Consider the following 21157-nt stretch of genomic DNA (forward strand, 5'->3'; position numbering starts at 1 on the left):
ACCCAACCAAGTTTTTAACTTATTGTATTTCAATACTCTTAAAAAAAATTAATCTTTCACAAAAAGATTCAAAAACCACTGACTTAACGAAAGAACAACACTAAACACAAATGCATTTACAAAAGAATCGATCCGGAACTCATCAATCAGATAATCAGCAAGTAACACCATCCCTGCATTAATTACCAAAAGAAACAAGCCTAATGTAAAAAAGGTAATTGGCAGGGTAAAAAAAACCAAAATCGGCTTCAAAAAAGTATTCAACAAACCTAAAACTACAGCAACAATTAATGCAGCCTTAATAGTATCCACATGAATACCCGGAAGAAAATGTGACAATACCACAATTAATATTGTCGTAATCAAAAGACGAATAAGCAAGTTTTTCATATACAATTATTTATTTGGTAAAAATAAAAAAAGCGCTGAAAATTCAGCGCTTTTAAAATAACAATTATTTTTTTAGTTACTAGGAACAATCGTAATCCCAGGGTAATTTGACGCAGATACAAGCGGAAGTTTCGACTTATAATGCGAATTAATTACTTTGATGATTTCATTAGCAATAACTGCATAACCTTTAGAATTTGGATGAATACCATCTAAGGAGAACAATACAGAACTAATATTTGTACCATTAAAATAGTTAGCTGTATATACTTGACCATCTTCAACCTTCAATCCTGTTGTAAGTTGCTGCATAATCGCATTCATGTCTGCCAATGCTAAATTATACAAAGTTGCTTTTCCTTTGATATAGTTATTAAAATCAAGAGTTGCTGCCGCAATAGCATCTTTTTCAGAAGGGATCAACACAAATCGGTCACCCAACGGAAGTGTCAAACCATTGATATTAAAAGGAGCAGGTGCAGATCCACTAGGAGTTCCAATAACCGATGAAGATGGCAATACAAGCATATCGTTTGATGTTGTTTGTCTTGCTCTTCCATAAATCTGACCTAAAGCCGCAGCATTAGAAACCAAAAGCGGATTTCCAGATCCAGCCGCATAAGCCGAAATTTGAGCACTTAAGTCTGGTAATGTTTCATCGTTAATAATTACCGGATTTGAAGTTCCTGCAGCAGTACTTAATGGAGCAATTCTACCACTAGTCGCTACTGCTAAAAACTGATACAAACCAACCAATAAAGGTGCTTGCGGATTAGCATTAATAGCCGCTGCACTTACAGGCTTATAAGGAACCGTTGTAAAATAAGGAATAGAGGTCACATCAGGAATTGTAGCTACAACACCTTTTGCTCCAGCCCCATTCCCGCTTAAAGTTCCGATGATTACATCATACGAATCTTTAAACATTTGAGCTGGTGTAATAAACTGCCCGCTTACAGTAGCATCTGCACCATCTAAAGCATAAAGCAACACGTCATTACTTCCAATCCAGTTGGTAAAGAACGTAGGGTTTTTAGACATTGCATCACCCAAAACTGTTGAAGTTGGAGTTACTGCATGTCTAACAAAATAAGGATTTGCAGTTGGCGGCGTTGTTGAAAGATTGGTTAAATTTCCATAACCATTATACAACAAATGGAACGTTTTAGCACCAGGAACCCCCATATTATTATAGGCCTTAGCCTGAAGAGGAACCACATCCAAAGTAACAGTTCCCGCTGCTCTTTCCGGACGTCTTTCCGTAGCATCAAAAACATACCTTGTCAAACCAAATGGATTTCCACCAACATTCAAACCACCAATATTATTTACATCGCTTGAGTAGTCGGGCTGAGTAAATTCACCACCACCAACTAAAGCAAATTGCTTGGCTAGAATACTTGGATAGGAATTAGCCTGACTTAGTCTTGAAACCGTACCATCCATATAACCTGCAGTCAATGAATTTCCAACAGCCACATATCTGGAGAAGTCAGCTTCACCTGCAGAATAACTCGCATTACTTACTTCATTATCAAATTCAGGCTCACACGAAGCAAACCCAAGCGCTGCCAAAACAGCTAAGTATATAAATTTATTTTTCATCGTAATCTTAAATTAAATTAGAAACTGTACGTTAATCCGATACCTGGTGAAAACACAACATTTTTATAAGTACCACCGAATGACAACTGATTATTAGTTCCATCAAGCGGATCATCATAATGATCGTAAGAAGCATCAATCTCATCAAAATGCAAATACAAGAATGAAGCATCAACTCCTAATTTTTTAGTAATCTGATACGTCAAACCTCCAGTGAATCCCATAGAATCATTACGTGGTGTTTCCGGAGCGAAATAACCAGGCTGAACCGGGCTGTGGTCTTTATACCAACCAGCTCTGAAAACAAACTTATCAGTTGCTTTATACTGTGTTCCGAATCGGAAAGTATTAGAATCTTTGTAGTTTCTTGGGTTAACCGAAGTATTACCGCTTCCGTCAAAAACAACATTTAACGATTCGTAAGAGCTCCACATTGTTCTGTTTACATCAAAAGCAACCATCCACTTTTTAGTAAGATTTACAGATAAACCTGCAGTAAGTTCTGCTGGCAACGGCAAGTTAGCCCCGAAAGTAGTGTTTTTAAAGCTCGGGTTTGACTGCAATGCAGCCGGTACATCGTGGAAAGTTGCATCACCACCACGTGCTTTCATCATGATTTCCGAACGGTAATTAACCCCTAAACGAATTTCTTTACAAGGATTAAACATAAACCCTGCTGTATATCCCCATGCGCTGATTCCTTTTTCTTCAATGGTAACATCAGTACGATTACCATCTGCCTGGAAATTATCAGTTAAATCTCTGTTTACATTTTTATTAAACTCTACAGAACCCGAAACATAGATTGGTCCACCACCAATACTGAACTCATCACCAACTCTTAAGGAAATTGTAGGCTGAACATAAAATGCTTTAAGATCGATATTATTCACCAAATGCGAACCTTGCCAATCCTTATCCCATTCCACTTTACTTCCGTAAGGTGTATAAACCGCGATCCCTGCAGACAACCATTTATTTACTTTATAAGAAGCATACACATACGCTGGAGTCCCTACGTTTTCAGTAGAATTTTGCCAATTGTAAGTACTGTTTTGAAATTTTGTTTTAGCAAACAATGCACTTCCTCCCACAGAAGCATTGAACTTATCTTCTAAAAAAGCCATACCGGCCGGGTTGAAAAACATAACTTCTGCACTGTTTACAACCGCAACACCCGTGTGTCCCATCGCCAGTTGCTTCTGACCCTGCAAACTTACTCGGTACCCTCCCGCAAACGCAGAAGTTCCCGCCAAAGCCAACAAGGTTAAGGATAATAATTTTCTCATAGTTTAAAATGTGTTAGTTTTCTCTTGTTTTAAATGAGTTTTTCAAATTTAAAACAAAATCCGAATTTAACAATATTTTTATAAGAAATATTATGCTTTCCTAATAAACAAATCAATTCTACAGTAAAAAGGCCAAACAAGCCTGCATAAAATCGATGGGATTTTCCGCATGAAGCCAGTGCCCGGAATTTTTAATTGTCTGAATATCAGCGCCCGGAAAATGATGCACAATCGTTTCAAAATCCGAATCCAAGATATAATCGGATTTATCACCACGAAGAAAGAGTGTGGGTTTTTCAAAACGATTATCAAAAGGAAGCGCGTTTCCAATTGTTTCAATTTTTCGATTGAACACATCCAAATTAAAACGGAATGCAAGTTGCCCGGGCTCTACCCAATAAAGGTTTTTGAGCAAAAACTGACGCGTTCCAAAGTCTTTTATATATTGCGAAAGAACTTCTTCCACTTCTGCTCTGCTAGGTTGCAAAGAAAAATCAACCGCATTTAATCCTTCCAATATTTTTTGATGGTGCGGTGGATAATACTTAGGTCCGATATCCGCTACAATAAGCTTTTCAACCAAATCAGGATGCGTTGTTGCCAGAAGCATTGCTATTTTTCCTCCCATGGAATGACCTAAAAGACAAATGTTTTTCAACCGATGCACTTCACAGTACTCCAACACATCCTGCGCCATTGCCTCATAAGTAAATTCCTCAGAATGTGGACTTTTTCCATGATTGCGCATATCCAAAGCATGCACCTGAAAACCTTGTACCGCAAATTGTGCGGCTAACGACTTCCAATTGTCCGACATTCCTAAAAAACCGTGCACAATCAGCAGCGGCTTACCTTCCCCCTCAATTCTTGAATATAATTCCATTTTTATTTCAGTCTTTGCAGGTACATATTTACTACATTTTCCAACCCTAGGTACAACGATTCAGAGATTAACGCATGACCGATGGAAACCTCTAAAAGACCAGGGATGTTCTCTTTAAAGAATTTAATATTGTCCAGACTCAAATCATGACCCGCATTTATCCCTAAACCCAATTCGTTAGCTAAAACCGCCGCCGCCGTATACGATTCAATCCCTTTTTTATTTCCCAACCCATATTGATGGGCAAATTCCTCAGTATAAAGTTCAATCCGATCGGTCCCGGTTTCTTTAGCACCTTCCACCATAGCCAAAACCGGATCGACAAAAATTGAAGTTCGAATGTTGTTGCGTTTGAATTCCGCGATCACTTCCTTTAAATAAGCCTGATGTTTTATGGTATCCCAACCCGCATTAGAGGTAAGGGCGCCAATGGCATCCGGCACCAGAGTTACTTGAGTTGGCTTGCATTCCAATACCAAATCGATAAAATTATGCTGGGGATTCCCTTCAATATTGTATTCGGTATGAACCACACTTACCAAATCTCGGGCATCCTGATAGCGAATATGTCGTTCATCCGGACGAGGGTGCACTGTAATCCCTTCGGCTCCGAATTTTTGTATGTCTTTGGCAACTTGCAGAAGATTAGGCACATTGCCCCCGCGTGAGTTTCTTAAAGTTGCAATTTTATTGATGTTTACCGATAATTTTGTCATGCTAAAAAAATTTACTTACAAAAATACAAAGTATATTTAAGTGGTCATGTCCCATTTTTTGATTATTTTGCATTGAATTTCGATTTTGTCCTTTATGAATGAAATTACCAACTATATCACTCAGGAAATTGACGCGTTAAACGTAAACGACACCGCGGAAAAAGCACAGGATATTTTCCTGAATTTGCCTTTTACCCATTTTCCAGTTTTGGAAGACGGAGTATACATCGGCTGCACCAATTCCGAAGATGCCGATTTACTGGATCCGAAGAAGAAAATTGGTGAATCCCGCTTTAATTTTGACCGCTTTTTTGTTCGTAATTCGATGAACTGGCTCGATGTTTTGGAAGTTTTCGCCAAAAACGAAACCAACATTGTTCCCGTTTTAGACGAAAAAAACACCTATTTGGGGTATTATGAGATGGAAGACATCATTAGATTTTTCCATGAAACGCCTTTTTTACGTGAAGACGGAGGGGTTGTAGTGGTTGAAAAAGGCATCCGAGATTACAGCATGGGGGAAATTGCTCAAATCATTGAAAGCAACAATTCAAAACTTTTAGGTGCCTTCATTTCTTATTCCGACATTAATAAAGTTCAGATTACTGTAAAGATAAGTTTGGGCGGCATGAACGAAATCATCCAAACTTTCCGACGTTACAATTACGAAATCATCAGTGAACATCAGGAAGACGCTTACCTGAACAACCTAAGAGACCGTTCGGATTACTTGGACAAATACCTAAACATATAACAAGAATTTTATGAAATTAGCCATCTACGGACAATTCTACCCCGAGAAAACACAGGACATTTTAAGCAAAGTTTTTTCCGTTTTCAAAAAACACAGCACCACAGTCGTTTTTGAAGCTAATTTCTACAACACCTTGTTAGAAAACAACGTTTTAACCAAAACTTTTGAAGTATTTTCAAGCCATACGGAACTCGACGAGACTTTTGATTTTTTCATCAGTATCGGAGGAGACGGGACCATGTTACGCGCGGCCACATTTGTAAAAAATAAAAACATTCCAATTGTCGGAATCAATGCGGGTCGTTTAGGATTTTTAGCTAACGTGCAGCAGGATGCGATCGAAAAATTATTACCCAATCTTTTCGAAAAAAACTACAAACTCTCACAAAGAAGCTTACTGAGTCTGGAATGTTATCCGGACCCGTGCGATATTTTCGATTTAAATTTTGCCCTGAACGAAATCACGGTATCCAGAAAAAACACCACATCGATGATTACCATTGAAACCTGGCTGAACAACGAATACCTGACTTCTTTTTGGGCTGACGGATTGATTATCTCCACGCCTACAGGTTCTACCGGATACAACCTAAGCTGCGGCGGACCGGTGATAACTCCAGAATCAAATTGTCTGGTTATCACACCGATAGCTCCACACAATTTAAATGTACGTCCGTTAATCATTTCTGATGAAACCGAAATTAAACTTTGTGTTTCCGGAAGAGAACCTCAGTTTTTAATTTCATTAGACTCAGGAACCAAAACAATTAACAACGAAAACGAAGTACGTATTAAAAAAACTCCTTTTACCATTAATATGGTGGAATTTCCCAACGAAACCTTCCTTAAAACTTTGCGAAACAAGCTGCTTTGGGGAGAAGATAAACGCAACTAATCGATTTTATCAAAAAACGCATACTACACTGCCCGAATTGCCGTTAAATAGTGATTGTCTGAATAAATTAGTATTTAACCACGTGAATTTATAGTAATAGCAATGGTTTAGAAATCAATATTATTATATTTGCACACTATTTTAACAAAATGAACAGAATCTTAGCGGCAGCTTTCTTTCTTTTAGTCTTTGCCAAAACCGACGCCCAGATCAACGAATTGGGTGTGTTTTTAGGCGGAAGCAACTATATTGGTGACGTTGGGCCGACAAATTACATCGCTCCGAAAGAACCTACTATAGGGATTTTGTATAAATGGAACCGAAGCACAAGACATTCCTGGAGGTTCTCCTACACCCAAGGAAAAATAACTTCCAAGGATATTGATGCCAATGCCCCATCAAGAATAAAACGCGGTTACAGCTTTGAGAATGAAATCAAGGAACTTTCCGCAGGTTTGGAATTCAATTTTTTTGATTTCAACCTACACGAAAGCGGCTGGATAGCAACACCTTATGTACATACCGGACTGAGTGCTTTTCGTTACGACGAGCTCTTTGTACTGAATAACCAAACAAGAATCGACGATAAAAGCTACGGCTTGGCCATTCCAATGACTATAGGACTGAAAACCCGGGTGGCTTACAACTTTATTTTAGCCGTAGAGACCGGTTTTCGTTATACCTTTACCGACAATCTTGACGGAAGCAACCCGAAAAACAGTCAGTACGAAACCCTTAAATTCGGAAACCTTAACAGCAAGGACTGGTATGTTTTCACCGGGCTAAGTTTAACATACACCTTCGGTCAAAATCCTTGTTATTGCGCAGAATAAAATGAGTTTGAAAGACACTATAAATAAAGACAATTTACCTAAACACCTGGCCATTATTATGGACGGCAACGGACGCTGGGCCAAACAAAAAGGAATGCTACGCGCTTTCGGCCATGAAAATGGCACCAAAGCTGTTCGCGAAACCGTGGAAACCTGCGCAAAATTAGGTATTGAAAACCTGACATTGTACGCCTTTTCAACGGAAAACTGGAACCGACCAAAATTGGAAGTAGACACATTAATGAAGCTGTTAATCACTTCCTTAAAAGGGGAATTAAAAACCCTTCAAAACAACAACATCCGATTGAATTCCATTGGAAATCTTGACAATCTTCCTACATCTGTTAAAAAAGAGCTTCAGGAGGTAATCGACAAGACAAAAGAAAATACCCGAATGACATTAACATTAGCGCTGAGCTACGGTTCCCGCGAAGAAATTGTTAATGCCGTGAGAAAAATAAGCGATAAAGTTAAAAATAATATAATTTCATCAGCTGATATTGACGAATCAATTATTAATCAGCATCTTTACACGCACAATTTACCGGACGTGGATTTGGTGATCAGAACCAGCGGAGAGCACCGAATCAGCAATTTTTTGCTGTGGCAGATCGCTTATGCCGAGTTCTATTTTACCGAGGTGTTATGGCCTGATTTTAGAGAAAAAGATTTGTATGAAGCAATTATCAGTTATCAGAAAAGAGAACGAAGATTTGGAAAAACGAGTGAACAAATTAAATAACAACAAAATGTTTCAAAAAGCAACAAAACTATTTTTTGCTGTTTTACTATTAGGAAATATATCTACTTTAAAAGCTCAGGAAACCACAACTCCAGAAGCCGGAAAACAATATATACTTGCCGATGTTGACGTAACCGGAAAAATAACCTACAATAAACAAACGGTTATTACTTTCTCAGGATTAGAAAAGGGCCAAACCATTACCGTTCCCGGTGATGAAATTAGCAGCGCCATAAAAAAATTATGGAAGCTGGGTTTGTTCAATGATGTGAATTTTTACATTAACAAAATTCAAAACGACAGTCTTTTTCTCGAGCTGAACATCAATGAATTACCTAAACTGAACGAAGTAAAATTTGTAGGTGTAAAAAAAGGTAAATCAGAAGATTTCATCAAAGACAACGACCTTAAAAAAGACAAAGTAGTAAACGAAAACTTGCTTACCACTACCAAAAATTACATCGAAAACAAATACAAAAAAGACGGTTACTACAACACTAAAGTTAACATAAATACTGTTGCGGACACTACCGAAAACAAAGTAAACATGCTGGTTTCGGTAGATCGAGGTAAGAAAGTACGCATCCGAAAAATTAATTTCAACGGAAATTCCCAGTTAACCAATGGTCAGTTAAAACGTGCAATGTCTAACACCAAACAGAAGGGTTTCCTTAATCCGATGCGAATTTTAAAGTCGTCCAAATTTATCAAGGAAAAATACACAGAAGATTTAACCTCTCTGGTTGACAAATACAAGGAAAAAGGTTTCCGTGATGCCCGTGTTACTCAAGAAGCGGTTAATTACGACAAAGATAAAAACACGGTAGATATCAACATCAGTGTAGAAGAAGGAAGAAAACACTATTTTGGTAATTTCCGCTATTTAGGAAACTCGGTATATAATAACCAGCAGTTAGATCGTGTTTTAGGGATTAAAAAAGGAGATGTTTACAATGGTAAGTTATTGAATGAGCGTATTGCAGACAAGAAAAATCCTGATGCAGAAGATTTAACCAACCTTTACCAAAACAACGGATATTTGTTTTCTAACATCAACGCCGTAGAGGTAAAAACCGAAAACGACACCATTGACTTTGAACTTAGAATTACTGAAGGCCCAATTGCTTATTTCAATAAAGTAAACGTAACCGGAAACGACAAAACGCATGACCGAGTAATTTATCGTGAATTGCGTACCAAACCAGGACAAAAATGGAGCAAGGATAACGTGATCCGTACGGTTCGTGAACTTGGACAACTGGGCTTTTTTGATCCAGAAAAATTACAACCGGATGTTAAACCCAACGGTGCAGACGGAACAGTAGATATTACCTATAACGTGGTAGAAAAAGGATCCAGTCAGGTAGAACTTCAAGGAGGTTATGGCGGTGGCGGATTCATCGGTACTTTAGGATTGTCGTTTAACAACTTCTCGGCACGAAATCTTTTCAAAAAAGATGCCTATAAACCGCTTCCGATGGGAGACGGACAAAAAATGTCCCTTCGTCTACAAGGAAGTACTTATTTCCAAACCTATAGTTTATCCTTTTCAGAACCATGGTTTGGAGGCAAAAAACCGATCAGTTTCTCAACCTCTATTTCACACAGTAAGCAGTTTTTATACAACTACTCTTCTCGTGATGTAGACCGTAATCAAAGTTTCAACATTACTACCATCTCTGTTGGAATTGCAAAGCGTTTGAAAGTGCCGGATGATTATTTCTCACTTTCACAAAGCATCAGCTTCCAATATTACGATTTAAACAACTACAACACCGGCTTATTTACCTTTGGTAACGGGGCTTCAAGAAACTTAACCTATTCGATCGGGCTATCGCGAAACAGTAAAGGTCTTAACCCGATTTACCCGATGTACGGTTCAGAATTTTCAGTTGTAGGAAAATTTACGCTACCTTATTCACTATTTAATGGTGTAGATTATAAAAATTTAGGTAATTTAGAGGAAAATAAATTAAAAGCAACCACAACAGGCTATTACACCGACACTACGGGAACCCACTCGTATCCAGCTGGAACCTACATAGACAGCAACGGTCACCCTGTTTTGGATGGAGATTTTACCAAAGCTGCCCCAGATCCGGCTAAAGTGGATCAGAAAAAATTCAATTGGCTTGAATATTATAAAGTAAAATTTAAAGCTGATTTGTATACGAAAGTTTATCATAAATTAGTTCTTCGCTCATTAGGAGAGTTTGGTTTCTTAGGAGCCTACAACCAAGATCGCGGCTTAGTTCCTTTTGAAAGGTTTTATTTAGGCGGTGACGGTTTAGCAAACTTTTCTATGGATGGTCGTGAGATGATTCAGTTACGAGGGTATCCGAACCAATCGTTAGCCCCTATTATCCAGGATCCAGGTCCAAGATACGGTCAACAAATCGGAGGAACAGTTTATAATAAGTTTTCACTGGAAATGCGTTACCCGATAACTATGGAACAAGCCGCATCAATTTATGCCTTAACATTTATTGAAGGTGGAGCATCCTACGCATCGTTTAAAGGCTACAATCCGTTTGCTTTACAGCGTTCAGCAGGATTTGGTTTAAGGGTATTTATGCCTGCTTTCGGATTATTAGGAATTGATTTTGCTCACGGTTTTGACGCTGTTCCTGGAGAAACACAAAAAAGTGGATGGCAAACGCACTTCATTATTGGTCAACAATTTTAAAATTTGGCACGATAGTTGAATCTAAATTCATCAACGTTATGAGAAAACATTTTTTGATTGCACTTGTAACTCTTGCATCGACATTTGCAAACGCTCAGGCAAAAGGGGTTAAAGTTGGATACATTGATATGGATTATATTCTGGAAAAAGCTCCGGATTATGCCGAGGCAAAAAACCAATTGGAACAAAAAGCCCAAACCTGGAAACAGGAGATTGAAGTTAAAAAAACGGAAATCACCAAATTAAAAGACAACTTGAATACGGAAAAAGTTCTTCTAACCAAAGAACTGATTTCGGAAAGAGAAGAAGAAATTGCGTTCCTTGAAAAAGAATTGTTGGATTATCAGCAAAAAAGATTTGGTCCCAACGGTGATTTGATTATTCAAAAAGCCACCTTGATAAAACCTATCCAAGATCAGGTTTTTAATGCTGTTCAGGACATCGCCGAAGGAAAAAAATACGATTTTATTTTTGACAAATCCTCAGACATGAGTATGGTCTTTGCCGCTCAACGATTTGACATTAGTGATCAGGTTTTAAGAGTATTGGTTCGCGCTCAAAAGAAAGAGCAATTAAACAAAAAACAGCTGAAAGAGCAAGAGAAACAAGACGCGGCTGAAGACTTGAAAAACGATCCGGATCAAATTGAACGTCAAAAGAAATTAGACGATAAAAAAGCGGCACGTCAAAAAATTGTAGATGATCGTAAAAAAGCGGTTGAAGAAAAGAGAAAAGCAGCAGAAGAAGCACGCAAGAAACTCTTGGAAGAAAATGATGCCAAACGCAATAAAGCTAAAAACCCAGACACAAAATCTGGAGAAACTGCTCCTGCTTCAACAGCCAAAGAAAACAACAAAGCTAAAAACGATTCTATAGCAGTAGCTAAAAAAGCAGCAGTCGAACAAGCAAGACAAAAAACTCAAGAAGAACGTCAAAAACTAATAGAAGATAAAAAGAAAGCACTTGAAGAGCGCCGTAAAAAAATACTAGAAGACCGCGAAAAAATTAAAAAAGAGCGCGAAGAAGCGCAAAAAAAGAAAGCAGAAGAAAATAAAAAATAAATATTTTTAAACACCAATTTAGACAATGAAACAAATTAAAACTTTACTTATCGCTGCAGCACTTTTCTTAGGTGCAAATCAAACCATTTCAGCTCAGGCAAAAGTTGCCCACATTGATGTTCAAGAATTAATGACTACGATGCCGGAAATGAAAACTGCTCAGGCACAGGTTAAAAAAATCAGTGAAACTTACGACAAAGAGTACAACACTATGGTTACTGAGTACCAAACCAAAATGAAAAAATACGAGTCGGAAGCTCAAACCGTAACTGAAGCTGTTAACGAAACACGTGCTAAAGAAATGCAGGATATGGGACAACGTATTCAGCAGTACAGAGAAAATGCACAAAAAGAGTTAGAGCAAAAAAACATGGATTTGGTAAAACCAATCATGGACAAAGCAAGAGCTGCAATTCAAAAAGTAGCTAAAGCAAAAGGATACCAGTATGTTTTAGATTCAACTAGCGGAAGCGGAGTAATCTTGGCTGATGGTCCAAACTTATTACCGGAAGTGAAAAAAGAATTAGGATTCTAATAAAGTTTTCTTAAATAAAAAAACTGCTCTAAAATTAGAGCAGTTTTTTTTTACATTTGTTTTATGAGCAGTAAAAACCCCATAGGCATTTTCGATTCAGGCATTGGAGGAACTTCCATTTGGAGGGAGATCCACAATCTTCTTCCTCAAGAAAACACTTTTTATCTTGCCGACAGCAAAAACGCTCCTTACGGCCAAAAGTCAAAGGAAGAAATTATTGCACTTAGTTCTAAAAATACCGAGTTTCTTTTAAACCAAAACGCAAAAGTTATTGTAGTCGCTTGCAATACTGCCACCACAAATGCGATTAAAGAATTGCGTGCTAAATACGATGTACCTTTTATTGGAATTGAACCAGCCATAAAACCAGCTGCTCATCGAAGTAAGACCGAAACTATTGGTATTTTAGCCACTAAAGGCACTTTAAACAGTGAACTTTTCAATCGTGCTGTAGAAACTTACTCCAACGTAAAAATTATTGAACAGGTAGGCTACGGACTGGTAAGTTTAATTGAGGAAGGAAAAATGAATTCCGAAGAAATGACAGGCCTTCTAAATGATTACCTAAAACCAATGGTGGAACAAAACATCGATTACTTAGTTCTTGGCTGTACGCATTACCCCTATTTGATCCCGCAAATCAAAAAAATCATACCAAGTCATATTAAGATTATCGATTCTGGAGAAGCAGTAGCCAAACAAACAAAAAACGTATTGGAAAAAAATCATCTGCTTAATACTTCAACAGCGCAAAGTTCACAGATTTTCTATTCCAACAGCGATGCCAGGGTTTTAAAAGACATCCTAGGGTTTTCCAAAGAGGTTTACGAGAAAGACTTTTAATCTTCTTTAAACCAACTCGAATACATAACATAGTTGTTGGAAATTCGCTCTATTTCCCCTGCAAAGTCAGAAGCGTTGATATCTTTCACCTTCTTGGCTGGAATACCTGCGTAAATAGTTCCGGATTCTACAACGGTGTTCTGTGTAACTACTGAACCTGCCGCAACAATTGAATTACTTTCAATCACGCAATTATCCATAACAATGGAACCCATTCCAATTAAAACATTATCGTGAACGGTGCATCCATGAACAATCGCATTATGCCCGATCGATACATTATTCCCGATTACCGTTGGATGTTTTTGATAAGTACAATGAATAATTGCCCCATCCTGAATATTTACTTTATTTCCTATTTTAATAAAATGAACATCGCCGCGAACAACAGCATTAAACCAAACACTGCAGGAAGCACCAAAAGTTACATCACCAACAACAGTTGCATTTTCAGCAAGATAACAATCTGAAGGAATTTGAGGTGCTTTTCCTTTTACTTCTTTTATTAAGGCCATAGTATAAAAAAAATGTCCCGAAAACCGGGACATAAATAAGTTTAAAATTAGTTAACCGCCGGACAGTTACAGTGGTAAGGCTCTCTTGTACAGTTAAAGTTAAGCCCTAATGTAATTTGATGGAAACCTGCATTATCGAATTTAACCGCTTGTGCTAAATAAGAGTAGGTATAGGAAAACATAAAGTTTTTATAATTTATCCCCACAATTGGAGTAATGTACTGTAAGTTCTGATCTTTAACAGCTCCTTGCTCGTAATATTGAGTAGCATCGAAACTTCTTCTGTATGAAAGTCCTCCCCATACTTTACCAAAATTCTCCATAGTTTTGTAAACCTTTAAGTTCACATCAATTGATTTTTCTTTGGTTTTTTCTGTCAATTGGAACATAAGTGAAGGCTCCCACATTAGACCTTCATCATTACCGAAAGTATAACCCGCAGACCAAAGGAATTTACGCAAGTTATCATCTTCAATATCAGAATAGATTTTACGACGGGTTTCAACAGCATTCTTAACCGTTACATGCGTGTAAAAATTTACCAAATGATACGACATTCCGAAATCAACATTGAAATAACTGTAATTTTGTTTTGTTCCAACATTCAACGGATCAAATAAAGTTCCGAATTCGGTTTCATCAAGCATACTCTGAATAATTCCTGCACTTAATCCGAAGGAAAGCATATTCAAATCGTCATTTCCTGCACTAAAACGCAAATGGTGAGCATAGGTAACTTTAGCTCCTTTTTGGGAGTGGTAACCGTTACGGTCATTAAAAACAATAGCTCCAACCCCTGAAGTTTTCTCATCACCTAAACTTGTATTAACACTCAAAGTCTGTAATCTTGGCGCATCGGTCTCCCCGAACCATTGCTGACGTGCAGTCAATCTAACTTTTGCACAATTTGCAGCACCGGCCATTGAGGGGTGAATTAGATAGTAGTTGTCTGATAAATAATCCGAATAAACCGCAATCCCTTCCTGTGCGAAAGAAAACTGTGTTAAACCTAAAGCTAAAGCAAATAACGCTTTTTTAAGTAATTTCATAATCCCTTGTTTTTGAGAAAACTCTCGTCAATTTGTCTAAAATCAGCTAAACTTATGAAGCTGTCCAAATATATAACATTTTGAACAACAAAAACAACTGTAAGACAATATTGTACAAATTAATTTTAAATAAATCTTATCGATGTGTTAATTTTTTCAATAAAAAACCAAATATAATTATTCATAGAATATAACTTCATTAAATTTGCAAAAAATCACAAAAACAATGCTAAAAGTAACAATAAAAGACACTCAAAACCCTGCTATCGTAAAATTCGAATTTCCGGAGTTTATCACTAAGAGTCAGAACTTTGAGTTTAAAAACATAGACGAAACCGCTGCCTCTCCACTGGCAAAACAACTGTTCTTCCTTCCCTTTGTAAAAACGGTTTACATCTCCGGGAACTTCATCGCTATTGAAAAATTCTCCATCGTAGAATGGCACGAAGTAAAAGAATTAGTTGCCGAGCAAATCGAAACTTTTGTTGACAAGGGCGGAAAAATCATCAATGTCGAGGAAAACTCCAGCAAAAAAATTCCGGTTACCGTTTACAGCGAAACCACACCTAACCCATCGGTAATGAAGTTTGTGGCCAGTAAAATGTTAACCAAAACCATGGTAGAATGCAAAAACATCGACCAAACCGCAGCTTCTCCCTTAGCAAAAGAACTTTTTAAATTCCCATTTGTAAAAGAAGTTTTCATCGATGAGAATTATGTTTCCATCTCCAAATACGACATCTCGGAATGGATGGAAATCACTCAGGAAATCCGTTCGTTCATCAAAACTTATATTGAAGAAGGTAAAACCGTGATCGACGAAACTCAAATCATAAAAACACAAAACCACGAAACCCAACAAGAGGAGTATTTCGAAAAACTGGATGCGACTTCACAGCAAATCATAAATATTCTGGAAGAGTATGTAAAACCGGCCGTTCAATCCGATGGTGGAAACATCATGTTCCAATCCTTTGACGAAAAAGAAAAACGCGTAAAAGTGATTCTACAAGGAGCTTGCAGCGGTTGTCCTTCCTCAACCTTTACCCTGAAAAACGGTATTGAAAACATGCTAAAGGAAATGCTTCACGATCAAGAAATCAAAGTGGAAGCCGTTAACGGATAATTTTTACCGTTGCTCTAAAACTGGTGCAAGAAATTGGTTTTTAAGAAATTACACTATAATTTTAATAGCTAATATCTTTAAATCCAACACATCATGGGAGTAATGAAAGTTATCGAAATCTTGTCCAGTTCCGATGTGAGCTGGGAAGAAGCTACCCGTAAAGGGGTTGCAGAAGCGGCTAAGACCTTAAAACATATTCGTTCAGCCTACGTACAGGAACAAAGTGCCGTAGTAGACGAAGACGGAAAAGTGACCCATTACCGCGTCAACCTGAAACTCACCTTCGAAATCAAGTAAGTTTTAGGAAATCACCGTATCTTTAAGCGTTCAAATTTGGACGCTTTTTTTATTAGAACTCATGAACGAACTACATCTGGAAACCAGCCCTTATCTGCTACAACACGCAAACAACCCCATTTACTGGAAAGCCTGGAATGACACTGCCTTAAACCAAGCAAAAAACCAAAACAAACTGATAGTGGTCAGCATTGGATATTCCGCCTGTCACTGGTGTCATGTAATGGAGCATGAAAGTTTTGAGAATCCAGAAGTGGCTCAAGTGATGAATTCGAACTTTGTTTCCATTAAAGTGGACCGCGAAGAACGCCCCGATGTAGATGCAATTTACATGAAAGCCGTACAACTGATGACCAAACAAGGCGGTTGGCCCTTAAATGCGGTTTGTCTTCCCGATGGACGTCCGGTTTGGGGCGGAACTTATTTCAACAAAGAAAATTGGATGGACATCCTTAATCAACTTCAGAAACTATATACCGAGAATCCGGAAAAAATGATTGATTATGCTGAAAAATTGCATCAAGGGATTCAGGTTTTAGGAGTGGTTGAAAAAAATCAATCGGAAGAGCAATTCAATTCGGAACGTCTCAAAGAAATGGCAGAAAAATGGTCCAGAAGTTTTGATTGGGATTTTGGAGGATACGCCCGAGCCCCAAAATTCATGATGCCCAACAATTATCTTTTTTTACAACGTTACGGATATCAAACGCAATCAAAAGACCTTTTGGATTTTGTGGATTTAACCCTAACCCGAATGGCTTATGGCGGTTTGTTCGACACGGTAGACGGAGGGTTTTCAAGATATTCGGTGGATCTGCGCTGGCACGTTCCTCATTTTGAAAAAATGCTTTACGATAACGGTCAACTGATTTCACTTTATGCCGAAACCTACAAACGCACACAAAACCCTCTTTACAAAGAAGTGATTGAAAAAACACTAAACTTTGTACAGCGTGAATTTCTGAATCAGGATAACGCCTTTTATTCCGCATTGGATGCCGATAGCATTAACGAAGTAGGCAAACTGGAAGAAGGCGCATTCTACGTCTGGAAAAAAGAACAACTAAAGGCGCTTTTGAATGAAGACTTTGAAATTTTTACCGAAGTTTTCAACGTCAATGAATTCGGATATTGGGAGCACGAGAATTATGTGCTTATTCAGAGTCAGACGATAAACAACCTCGCTTCCCAATTCGGCTTGACCGAAAACGAATTGCTGCTTAAAAAGAAAAACTGGGAACTACTGCTTTTTAACGAACGGGAAAAACGACCAAAACCAAGACTGGACGACAAATCACTTACTTCATGGAATGCAATCATGCTAAAAGGTTATGTCGATGCTTATAAAGCATTAGGCACTACCGAATACTTAACCATCGCCGAAAAAAACGCCAAATTTATAATTGAAAAACAATGGTCGGAAGAAGGTTATCTTTGGCATTCCTATAAAGAAGGAAAAAGTACCATTACAGGATTTCTGGAAGATTACGCACTTGTAATTGATGCTTTTATTGCGATCTATCAAGCGACGTTAAACGAAAACTATCTGTTACAGGCCAAACAGCTTACGGATTATTGTTTGGAGCATTTTTATGATCCGGAAAAACAGTTTTTCTCCTTTACTCCAAGAGACAACCAACAATTGATTGCCTTGCATTTTGAAACGGAAGACAATGTAATTCCTGCCTCCAACTCAGTGATGGCAAACAATCTATACACTTTGAGTATTTTGTTTCACAACACCTATTACGAAAAAACTGCCAAGCAAATGTTACATCACATGCAACCCTACATGGATTATGCTTCTGCCTTCTCGAATTGGCTGAATCTTTGGCTAAACCTTTCACAAGACAATAAAGAATTGGCAGTTTGCGGAAGTTCGGCTTTGGAAAATGTAAAGAAATTAAACTCCGAATACCTGCCCAATGTTTTGATTACCGGAAGTACTCAAGAATCAAACCTTCCTTTTCTGCAAAACCGATTTGACCAAGACCAGCTTCTGTTTTATATTTGCCAGAACAAAAATTGCCTGCTGCCCAACGATTCATTGGAACGCACTTTATCAGAACTTAAAACCTTATAAAAGCCATGGAAGTAGAAAAAATGAACAATCTTTTCGTGCACTATTTTAATTTTTTAGTGGACTATTCCCCTCGCGTGATCTCCGCGATTTTAATTGCGCTGATTGGAATGTGGGGCATCAAGATTTTCAGTAAGGTTGCCGAGCGCATCATGATTAAACGTGAAATTGAACCTACCCTGATTCAATTTATTTTAGACATACTGGTTTGGGGCGTTCGCATATTACTTTTTGTAACGGTAATCTCTCGATTAGGAATTGAAACCTCTTCCTTCGTTGCTATTCTTGGAGCAATCGGCTTGGCCGTGGGCATGTCTTTGCAAGGTTCTTTATCGAATTTTGCCGGCGGTATGCTCATCATCATGTTCAAACCTTTTAAAGTCGGAGACAACATTGAAGCGCAAGGTGAAACCGGAAAAGTCATGGAAATTCATATTTTCACCACAAAAATATTAACCGCTCAGAACCAGTTCATCTATATCCCCAACGGAGCCTTATCCAATGGAAAAATTAAGAATTTCTCTCAAAAAACAACACGTCGCAGTGATTTGATTGTACGCACGAATTACAGTTCTGATTTAAAGGTTGTAAAATCGCAATTGGAAGCTATAGTAAAAGGACATACTAAAGTTTTGAAATCGCCCGCTCCGGAAGTAACGGTAAACGAATTAACCGAAACTACTGTAAATTTTGCAGTTCGTGTTTGGGTAAAAAATGCAGACTTGGCAGCTGTCAACTCTGATATTTTGGAGCAAAGTAAAGGTATTGTTAAGCTTTAGGCTTGGTAGTCATCACAAAGTCTTTCAAATAAAAAGGTTCAAAGTAAGCGACGTCCACAAAGTCGCTTTTTTTGTATTTTTCAAACGACATCAAGGCCATTTCTCTAGCAGATGGATAAATTACTTCATCGTGATAAACAAACTTGTCTGAAGTTAACACCTCTTTGCATTTTGAAGCTCCATCGCCAATTAAATGTATGGTTTCCGAACACTCTGAATAAGTAGTTTGATCAATGATTTCCGCTTGAGTTTCTCTGATTTTCTCATAATCCCTACTGAAGATTGCGGTAAAAGCTTCCATTCTTCGGGCATCAATCATTGGAATGATGATTCCGTGATTTACAGATATTTTTCTAGATAAAGCTTCCAAAGTATCAGTAGCAATAAGCGGAATACCGAGCGCATAACACAATCCTTTCGCTGCAGAAACCCCAATGCGCAATCCCGTATACGATCCCGGCCCCTGACTTACCCCAACAGCATTCAAATCCTGAAAAGTGATTCCTGCTTCTTTTAGAGCTTCTTCAAAGAATACGTGTAATTTTTCTGCATGGGAATAACCTTGATCAGCTACTTCAATAGAACTAAGAATCGCTCCATCGTGTGCAATAGTTACCGAACAGTTTTTGGTTGCCGTTTCAATGTTTAAAATATACGCCATAGGATTGCAATTATTGGCAAAGATACTGTTTTGAAGTACCAAAATCCAATTCTTGAGTTCAATAAAAAATCCCAAATGTTTTCATTTGGGATTTACTGTTTAAGCTTTTTTATCTTTATCCTTCTCCGGAGCATCTTTTTTCTTAACCTTTACCTTATCATTAGGATTAAGGTCTTTGGTTACTGTGGTATAAGGTCCAACAATAATCACATCGCCTTTTTTCAATCCTTGAACCACTTCGATGTTGGTATCGTCCTGAATTCCGGTTTTGATGACTTTTAATTTAGCCTTGTCTCCTACTTTTACAAACACACATTCGTATTTTTTATCCGTAGAACCTTTGATCTTTTCTTCTTGTTCTTTTTCCAGTTCTTCTACAATGTCTTTTTTAGCAGAAGTAGTATCGGTTTTCATCACTACTGCACTAATCGGCACGGCTAAAACATTTTCCTTTTTGGTAGTGATTATATCTACCGTAGCAGTCATCCCCGGACGGAAAGGTGAAAAATTTGCAGGCTTCCCTTGGATTAAATCCTGGTACGATTCTTTTAAGATGCGTACTTTCACTTTAAAGTTGGTCACCTGATCGGCCGTAGTAGTAGCCGTTGAAGAGTTCGAGATACTGGTTACCACACCTTTAAACTCTTTTTTCAGATAAGCATCCACTTCAATTTTTGCTTCGTCCCCAATGCTGATTTTTACGATGTCGTTTTCATTGACATCCACTTCCACTTCCATATTATTAAGATTCGCCACACGTAAAAGCTCAGTACCTGCCATTTGCTGTGTTCCCAAAACGCGCTCTCCTAATTCCACATCCAATTTAGAAATGGTACCGTCTGCCGGAGCATAAATAGTAGTTCTTCCTAAATTATCTTTAGCCTCAGTTACCGTTGCCGAAGCGCTCTTCATGTTATAATATGCCGATTGCTTTGAAGCCTGAGCCACTTCATAAGCCGAAACCACTTTATCCCACTCTGATTTGGAAATCACTCCTTTGTCGAATAGTTTTTTATTACGATCATAGTTTGACTTCGCTTCTTTTAGCTGTGCATCTGCCTGGCTTAAACCAGCTTTGGTAGTTGATAATGACGCTACTGTTCGGTTTACCCCGGAAACATAAATATCCGGATTAATTTTCACCAACAAATCACCTTTTTTTACGGTCTGACCTTCTTTGATTGGCAAATCAATAATCTCTCCGGAAACTTCAGATGAAATTTTAACTTCCACTTCCGGCTGGATTTTTCCTGTGGCCGAAACGGTTTCTACTATAGTGATGGCGTCGGTTTTGGCAACCTCTACCTCTTTTCCTTCTTCTTTATTACCGATAACACCGGTTTTACTTAATCCAACCAGTAGTGCTACTAAACCAACAGCGCCTCCTGCTAATAAATATTTTGTTCTTTTTGTCATGG

At 38.0% G+C, this 21157-nt stretch carries 21 protein-coding genes; 12 read left to right on the top strand and 9 right to left on the bottom strand.

Translation table 11 applies throughout. The features are described 5' to 3' along the window. Positions 1-48: 48 nt before the first annotated feature. The 5 genes from LZZ90_RS04660 to LZZ90_RS04680 form a co-directional block, all read right to left on the bottom strand. Positions 49-390 (bottom strand): phage holin family protein, encoded by a 342-nt coding sequence (locus tag LZZ90_RS04660; protein WP_237789520.1) that lies wholly within the window; start codon positions 388-390, stop codon positions 49-51. Positions 391-462: 72 nt separating this feature from the next. Beyond that, the gene (locus tag LZZ90_RS04665) at positions 463-1995 is read right to left on the bottom strand and encodes a G-D-S-L family lipolytic protein (RefSeq protein WP_237789521.1); all 1533 of its coding nucleotides are present in this window, start codon (positions 1993-1995) and stop codon (positions 463-465) included. A 17-nt stretch (positions 1996-2012) separates the two neighbouring features. Further along, positions 2013-3284 carry an OmpP1/FadL family transporter gene (locus LZZ90_RS04670; RefSeq protein ID WP_237789522.1) on the bottom strand — a complete coding sequence of 424 codons (1272 nt, stop codon included), beginning with the start codon at positions 3282-3284 and terminating at the stop codon, positions 2013-2015. 118 nt (positions 3285-3402) lie between these two features. Continuing rightward, on the bottom strand, positions 3403-4167 hold the full coding sequence (locus tag LZZ90_RS04675) for an alpha/beta fold hydrolase (protein WP_237789523.1): 765 nt from the start codon (positions 4165-4167) through the stop codon (positions 3403-3405). Between the two features lie 2 nt (positions 4168-4169). Then, positions 4170-4883: a pyridoxine 5'-phosphate synthase gene (locus LZZ90_RS04680; RefSeq protein WP_237789524.1), complete on the bottom strand. Its 714-nt coding sequence runs from the start codon at positions 4881-4883 to the stop codon at positions 4170-4172. 94 nt (positions 4884-4977) lie between these two features. Between LZZ90_RS04680 and LZZ90_RS04685 the strand changes: the two genes are divergently transcribed. The 8 genes from LZZ90_RS04685 to murI all read left to right on the top strand — a co-directional run bounded on the left by LZZ90_RS04685 (position 4978) and on the right by murI (position 13232). Then, a complete protein-coding gene (locus tag LZZ90_RS04685; RefSeq protein ID WP_237789525.1) occupies positions 4978-5637 on the top strand; it encodes a CBS domain-containing protein in 660 nt (219 codons plus the stop codon). Positions 5638-5647: 10 nt separating this feature from the next. Next, positions 5648-6532, top strand: a complete 885-nt coding sequence (locus LZZ90_RS04690; protein ID WP_237789526.1) for an NAD kinase — start codon at positions 5648-5650, stop codon at positions 6530-6532. A 149-nt stretch (positions 6533-6681) separates the two neighbouring features. After that, on the top strand, positions 6682-7365 hold the full coding sequence (locus tag LZZ90_RS04695; protein ID WP_237789527.1) for a DUF6089 family protein: 684 nt from the start codon (positions 6682-6684) through the stop codon (positions 7363-7365). A gap of 1 nt (position 7366) precedes the next feature. Further along, entirely contained in the window at positions 7367-8107 is a 741-nt protein-coding gene (locus LZZ90_RS04700) for an isoprenyl transferase (protein ID WP_237789528.1), read from the top strand. Continuing rightward, positions 8040-10793: an outer membrane protein assembly factor gene (locus tag LZZ90_RS04705; RefSeq protein WP_237789529.1), complete on the top strand. Its 2754-nt coding sequence runs from the start codon at positions 8040-8042 to the stop codon at positions 10791-10793. The genes LZZ90_RS04700 and LZZ90_RS04705 overlap by 68 nt, the downstream gene beginning before the upstream one ends. A gap of 38 nt (positions 10794-10831) precedes the next feature. Continuing rightward, complete coding sequence (locus LZZ90_RS04710) at positions 10832-11854, top strand: OmpH family outer membrane protein (RefSeq protein WP_237789530.1); 1023 nt, start codon at positions 10832-10834, stop codon at positions 11852-11854. 25 nt (positions 11855-11879) lie between these two features. After that, positions 11880-12389: an OmpH family outer membrane protein gene (locus LZZ90_RS04715; protein ID WP_237789531.1), complete on the top strand. Its 510-nt coding sequence runs from the start codon at positions 11880-11882 to the stop codon at positions 12387-12389. Positions 12390-12452: 63 nt separating this feature from the next. Continuing rightward, entirely contained in the window at positions 12453-13232 is a 780-nt protein-coding gene (murI, locus tag LZZ90_RS04720; RefSeq protein ID WP_237789532.1) for a glutamate racemase, read from the top strand. Here the strand turns inward: murI and LZZ90_RS04725 are convergent. After that, positions 13229-13747, bottom strand: coding sequence for a gamma carbonic anhydrase family protein (locus LZZ90_RS04725; protein ID WP_237789533.1), 519 nt, complete (start codon positions 13745-13747; stop codon positions 13229-13231). The two genes, murI and LZZ90_RS04725, sit on opposite strands and share 4 nt — an antisense overlap. A gap of 47 nt (positions 13748-13794) precedes the next feature. Then, positions 13795-14796 carry a type IX secretion system membrane protein PorP/SprF gene (locus LZZ90_RS04730; protein WP_237789534.1) on the bottom strand — a complete coding sequence of 334 codons (1002 nt, stop codon included), beginning with the start codon at positions 14794-14796 and terminating at the stop codon, positions 13795-13797. A 226-nt stretch (positions 14797-15022) separates the two neighbouring features. On the opposite strand from LZZ90_RS04730, the gene LZZ90_RS04735 reads away from it, so the two are divergent. The 4 genes from LZZ90_RS04735 to LZZ90_RS04750 all read left to right on the top strand — a co-directional run bounded on the left by LZZ90_RS04735 (position 15023) and on the right by LZZ90_RS04750 (position 19078). Then, positions 15023-15922: a NifU family protein gene (locus tag LZZ90_RS04735; RefSeq protein WP_237789535.1), complete on the top strand. Its 900-nt coding sequence runs from the start codon at positions 15023-15025 to the stop codon at positions 15920-15922. A gap of 93 nt (positions 15923-16015) precedes the next feature. Continuing rightward, positions 16016-16219: a dodecin family protein gene (locus LZZ90_RS04740; RefSeq protein WP_237789536.1), complete on the top strand. Its 204-nt coding sequence runs from the start codon at positions 16016-16018 to the stop codon at positions 16217-16219. Positions 16220-16280: 61 nt separating this feature from the next. Further along, positions 16281-18302, top strand: a complete 2022-nt coding sequence (locus LZZ90_RS04745; RefSeq protein WP_237789537.1) for a thioredoxin domain-containing protein — start codon at positions 16281-16283, stop codon at positions 18300-18302. 5 nt (positions 18303-18307) lie between these two features. After that, positions 18308-19078, top strand: a complete 771-nt coding sequence (locus LZZ90_RS04750; protein WP_237789538.1) for a mechanosensitive ion channel family protein — start codon at positions 18308-18310, stop codon at positions 19076-19078. On the opposite strand, the gene tsaB is transcribed toward LZZ90_RS04750, so the two are convergent. Both tsaB and LZZ90_RS04760 read right to left on the bottom strand, forming a co-directional pair. Beyond that, complete coding sequence (gene tsaB / locus LZZ90_RS04755; protein WP_237789709.1) at positions 19068-19739, bottom strand: tRNA (adenosine(37)-N6)-threonylcarbamoyltransferase complex dimerization subunit type 1 TsaB; 672 nt, start codon at positions 19737-19739, stop codon at positions 19068-19070. The genes LZZ90_RS04750 and tsaB overlap by 11 nt on opposite strands. Positions 19740-19838: 99 nt before the next feature. Further along, entirely contained in the window at positions 19839-21155 is a 1317-nt protein-coding gene (locus tag LZZ90_RS04760) for an efflux RND transporter periplasmic adaptor subunit (RefSeq protein WP_237789539.1), read from the bottom strand. Positions 21156-21157 lie beyond the last annotated feature (2 nt).

This window comes from Flavobacterium sp. SM15 (assembly GCF_022012335.1).
In the GTDB taxonomy this organism is placed as follows: Bacteria; Bacteroidota; Bacteroidia; order Flavobacteriales; family Flavobacteriaceae; genus Flavobacterium.

What these genes read in the sequence shown, in the direction of transcription:
- LZZ90_RS04660 (WP_237789520.1), bottom strand. Translation starts at nt 390, where the DNA reads ATGAAAAACTTGCTTATTCGTCTTTTGATTACGACAATATTAATTGTG.
- LZZ90_RS04665 (WP_237789521.1), bottom strand. Translation starts at nt 1,995, where the DNA reads ATGAAAAATAAATTTATATACTTAGCTGTTTTGGCAGCGCTTGGGTTT.
- LZZ90_RS04670 (WP_237789522.1), bottom strand. Translation starts at nt 3,284, where the DNA reads ATGAGAAAATTATTATCCTTAACCTTGTTGGCTTTGGCGGGAACTTCT.
- LZZ90_RS04675 (WP_237789523.1), bottom strand. Translation starts at nt 4,167, where the DNA reads ATGGAATTATATTCAAGAATTGAGGGGGAAGGTAAGCCGCTGCTGATT.
- LZZ90_RS04680 (WP_237789524.1), bottom strand. Translation starts at nt 4,883, where the DNA reads ATGACAAAATTATCGGTAAACATCAATAAAATTGCAACTTTAAGAAAC.
- LZZ90_RS04685 (WP_237789525.1), top strand. Translation starts at nt 4,978, where the DNA reads ATGAATGAAATTACCAACTATATCACTCAGGAAATTGACGCGTTAAAC.
- LZZ90_RS04690 (WP_237789526.1), top strand. Translation starts at nt 5,648, where the DNA reads ATGAAATTAGCCATCTACGGACAATTCTACCCCGAGAAAACACAGGAC.
- LZZ90_RS04695 (WP_237789527.1), top strand. Translation starts at nt 6,682, where the DNA reads ATGAACAGAATCTTAGCGGCAGCTTTCTTTCTTTTAGTCTTTGCCAAA.
- LZZ90_RS04700 (WP_237789528.1), top strand. Translation starts at nt 7,367, where the DNA reads ATGAGTTTGAAAGACACTATAAATAAAGACAATTTACCTAAACACCTG.
- LZZ90_RS04705 (WP_237789529.1), top strand. Translation starts at nt 8,040, where the DNA reads ATGAAGCAATTATCAGTTATCAGAAAAGAGAACGAAGATTTGGAAAAA.
- LZZ90_RS04710 (WP_237789530.1), top strand. Translation starts at nt 10,832, where the DNA reads ATGAGAAAACATTTTTTGATTGCACTTGTAACTCTTGCATCGACATTT.
- LZZ90_RS04715 (WP_237789531.1), top strand. Translation starts at nt 11,880, where the DNA reads ATGAAACAAATTAAAACTTTACTTATCGCTGCAGCACTTTTCTTAGGT.
- murI (WP_237789532.1), top strand. Translation starts at nt 12,453, where the DNA reads ATGAGCAGTAAAAACCCCATAGGCATTTTCGATTCAGGCATTGGAGGA.
- LZZ90_RS04725 (WP_237789533.1), bottom strand. Translation starts at nt 13,747, where the DNA reads ATGGCCTTAATAAAAGAAGTAAAAGGAAAAGCACCTCAAATTCCTTCA.
- LZZ90_RS04730 (WP_237789534.1), bottom strand. Translation starts at nt 14,796, where the DNA reads ATGAAATTACTTAAAAAAGCGTTATTTGCTTTAGCTTTAGGTTTAACA.
- LZZ90_RS04735 (WP_237789535.1), top strand. Translation starts at nt 15,023, where the DNA reads ATGCTAAAAGTAACAATAAAAGACACTCAAAACCCTGCTATCGTAAAA.
- LZZ90_RS04740 (WP_237789536.1), top strand. Translation starts at nt 16,016, where the DNA reads ATGGGAGTAATGAAAGTTATCGAAATCTTGTCCAGTTCCGATGTGAGC.
- LZZ90_RS04745 (WP_237789537.1), top strand. Translation starts at nt 16,281, where the DNA reads ATGAACGAACTACATCTGGAAACCAGCCCTTATCTGCTACAACACGCA.
- LZZ90_RS04750 (WP_237789538.1), top strand. Translation starts at nt 18,308, where the DNA reads ATGGAAGTAGAAAAAATGAACAATCTTTTCGTGCACTATTTTAATTTT.
- tsaB (WP_237789709.1), bottom strand. Translation starts at nt 19,739, where the DNA reads ATGGCGTATATTTTAAACATTGAAACGGCAACCAAAAACTGTTCGGTA.
- LZZ90_RS04760 (WP_237789539.1), bottom strand. Translation starts at nt 21,155, where the DNA reads ATGACAAAAAGAACAAAATATTTATTAGCAGGAGGCGCTGTTGGTTTA.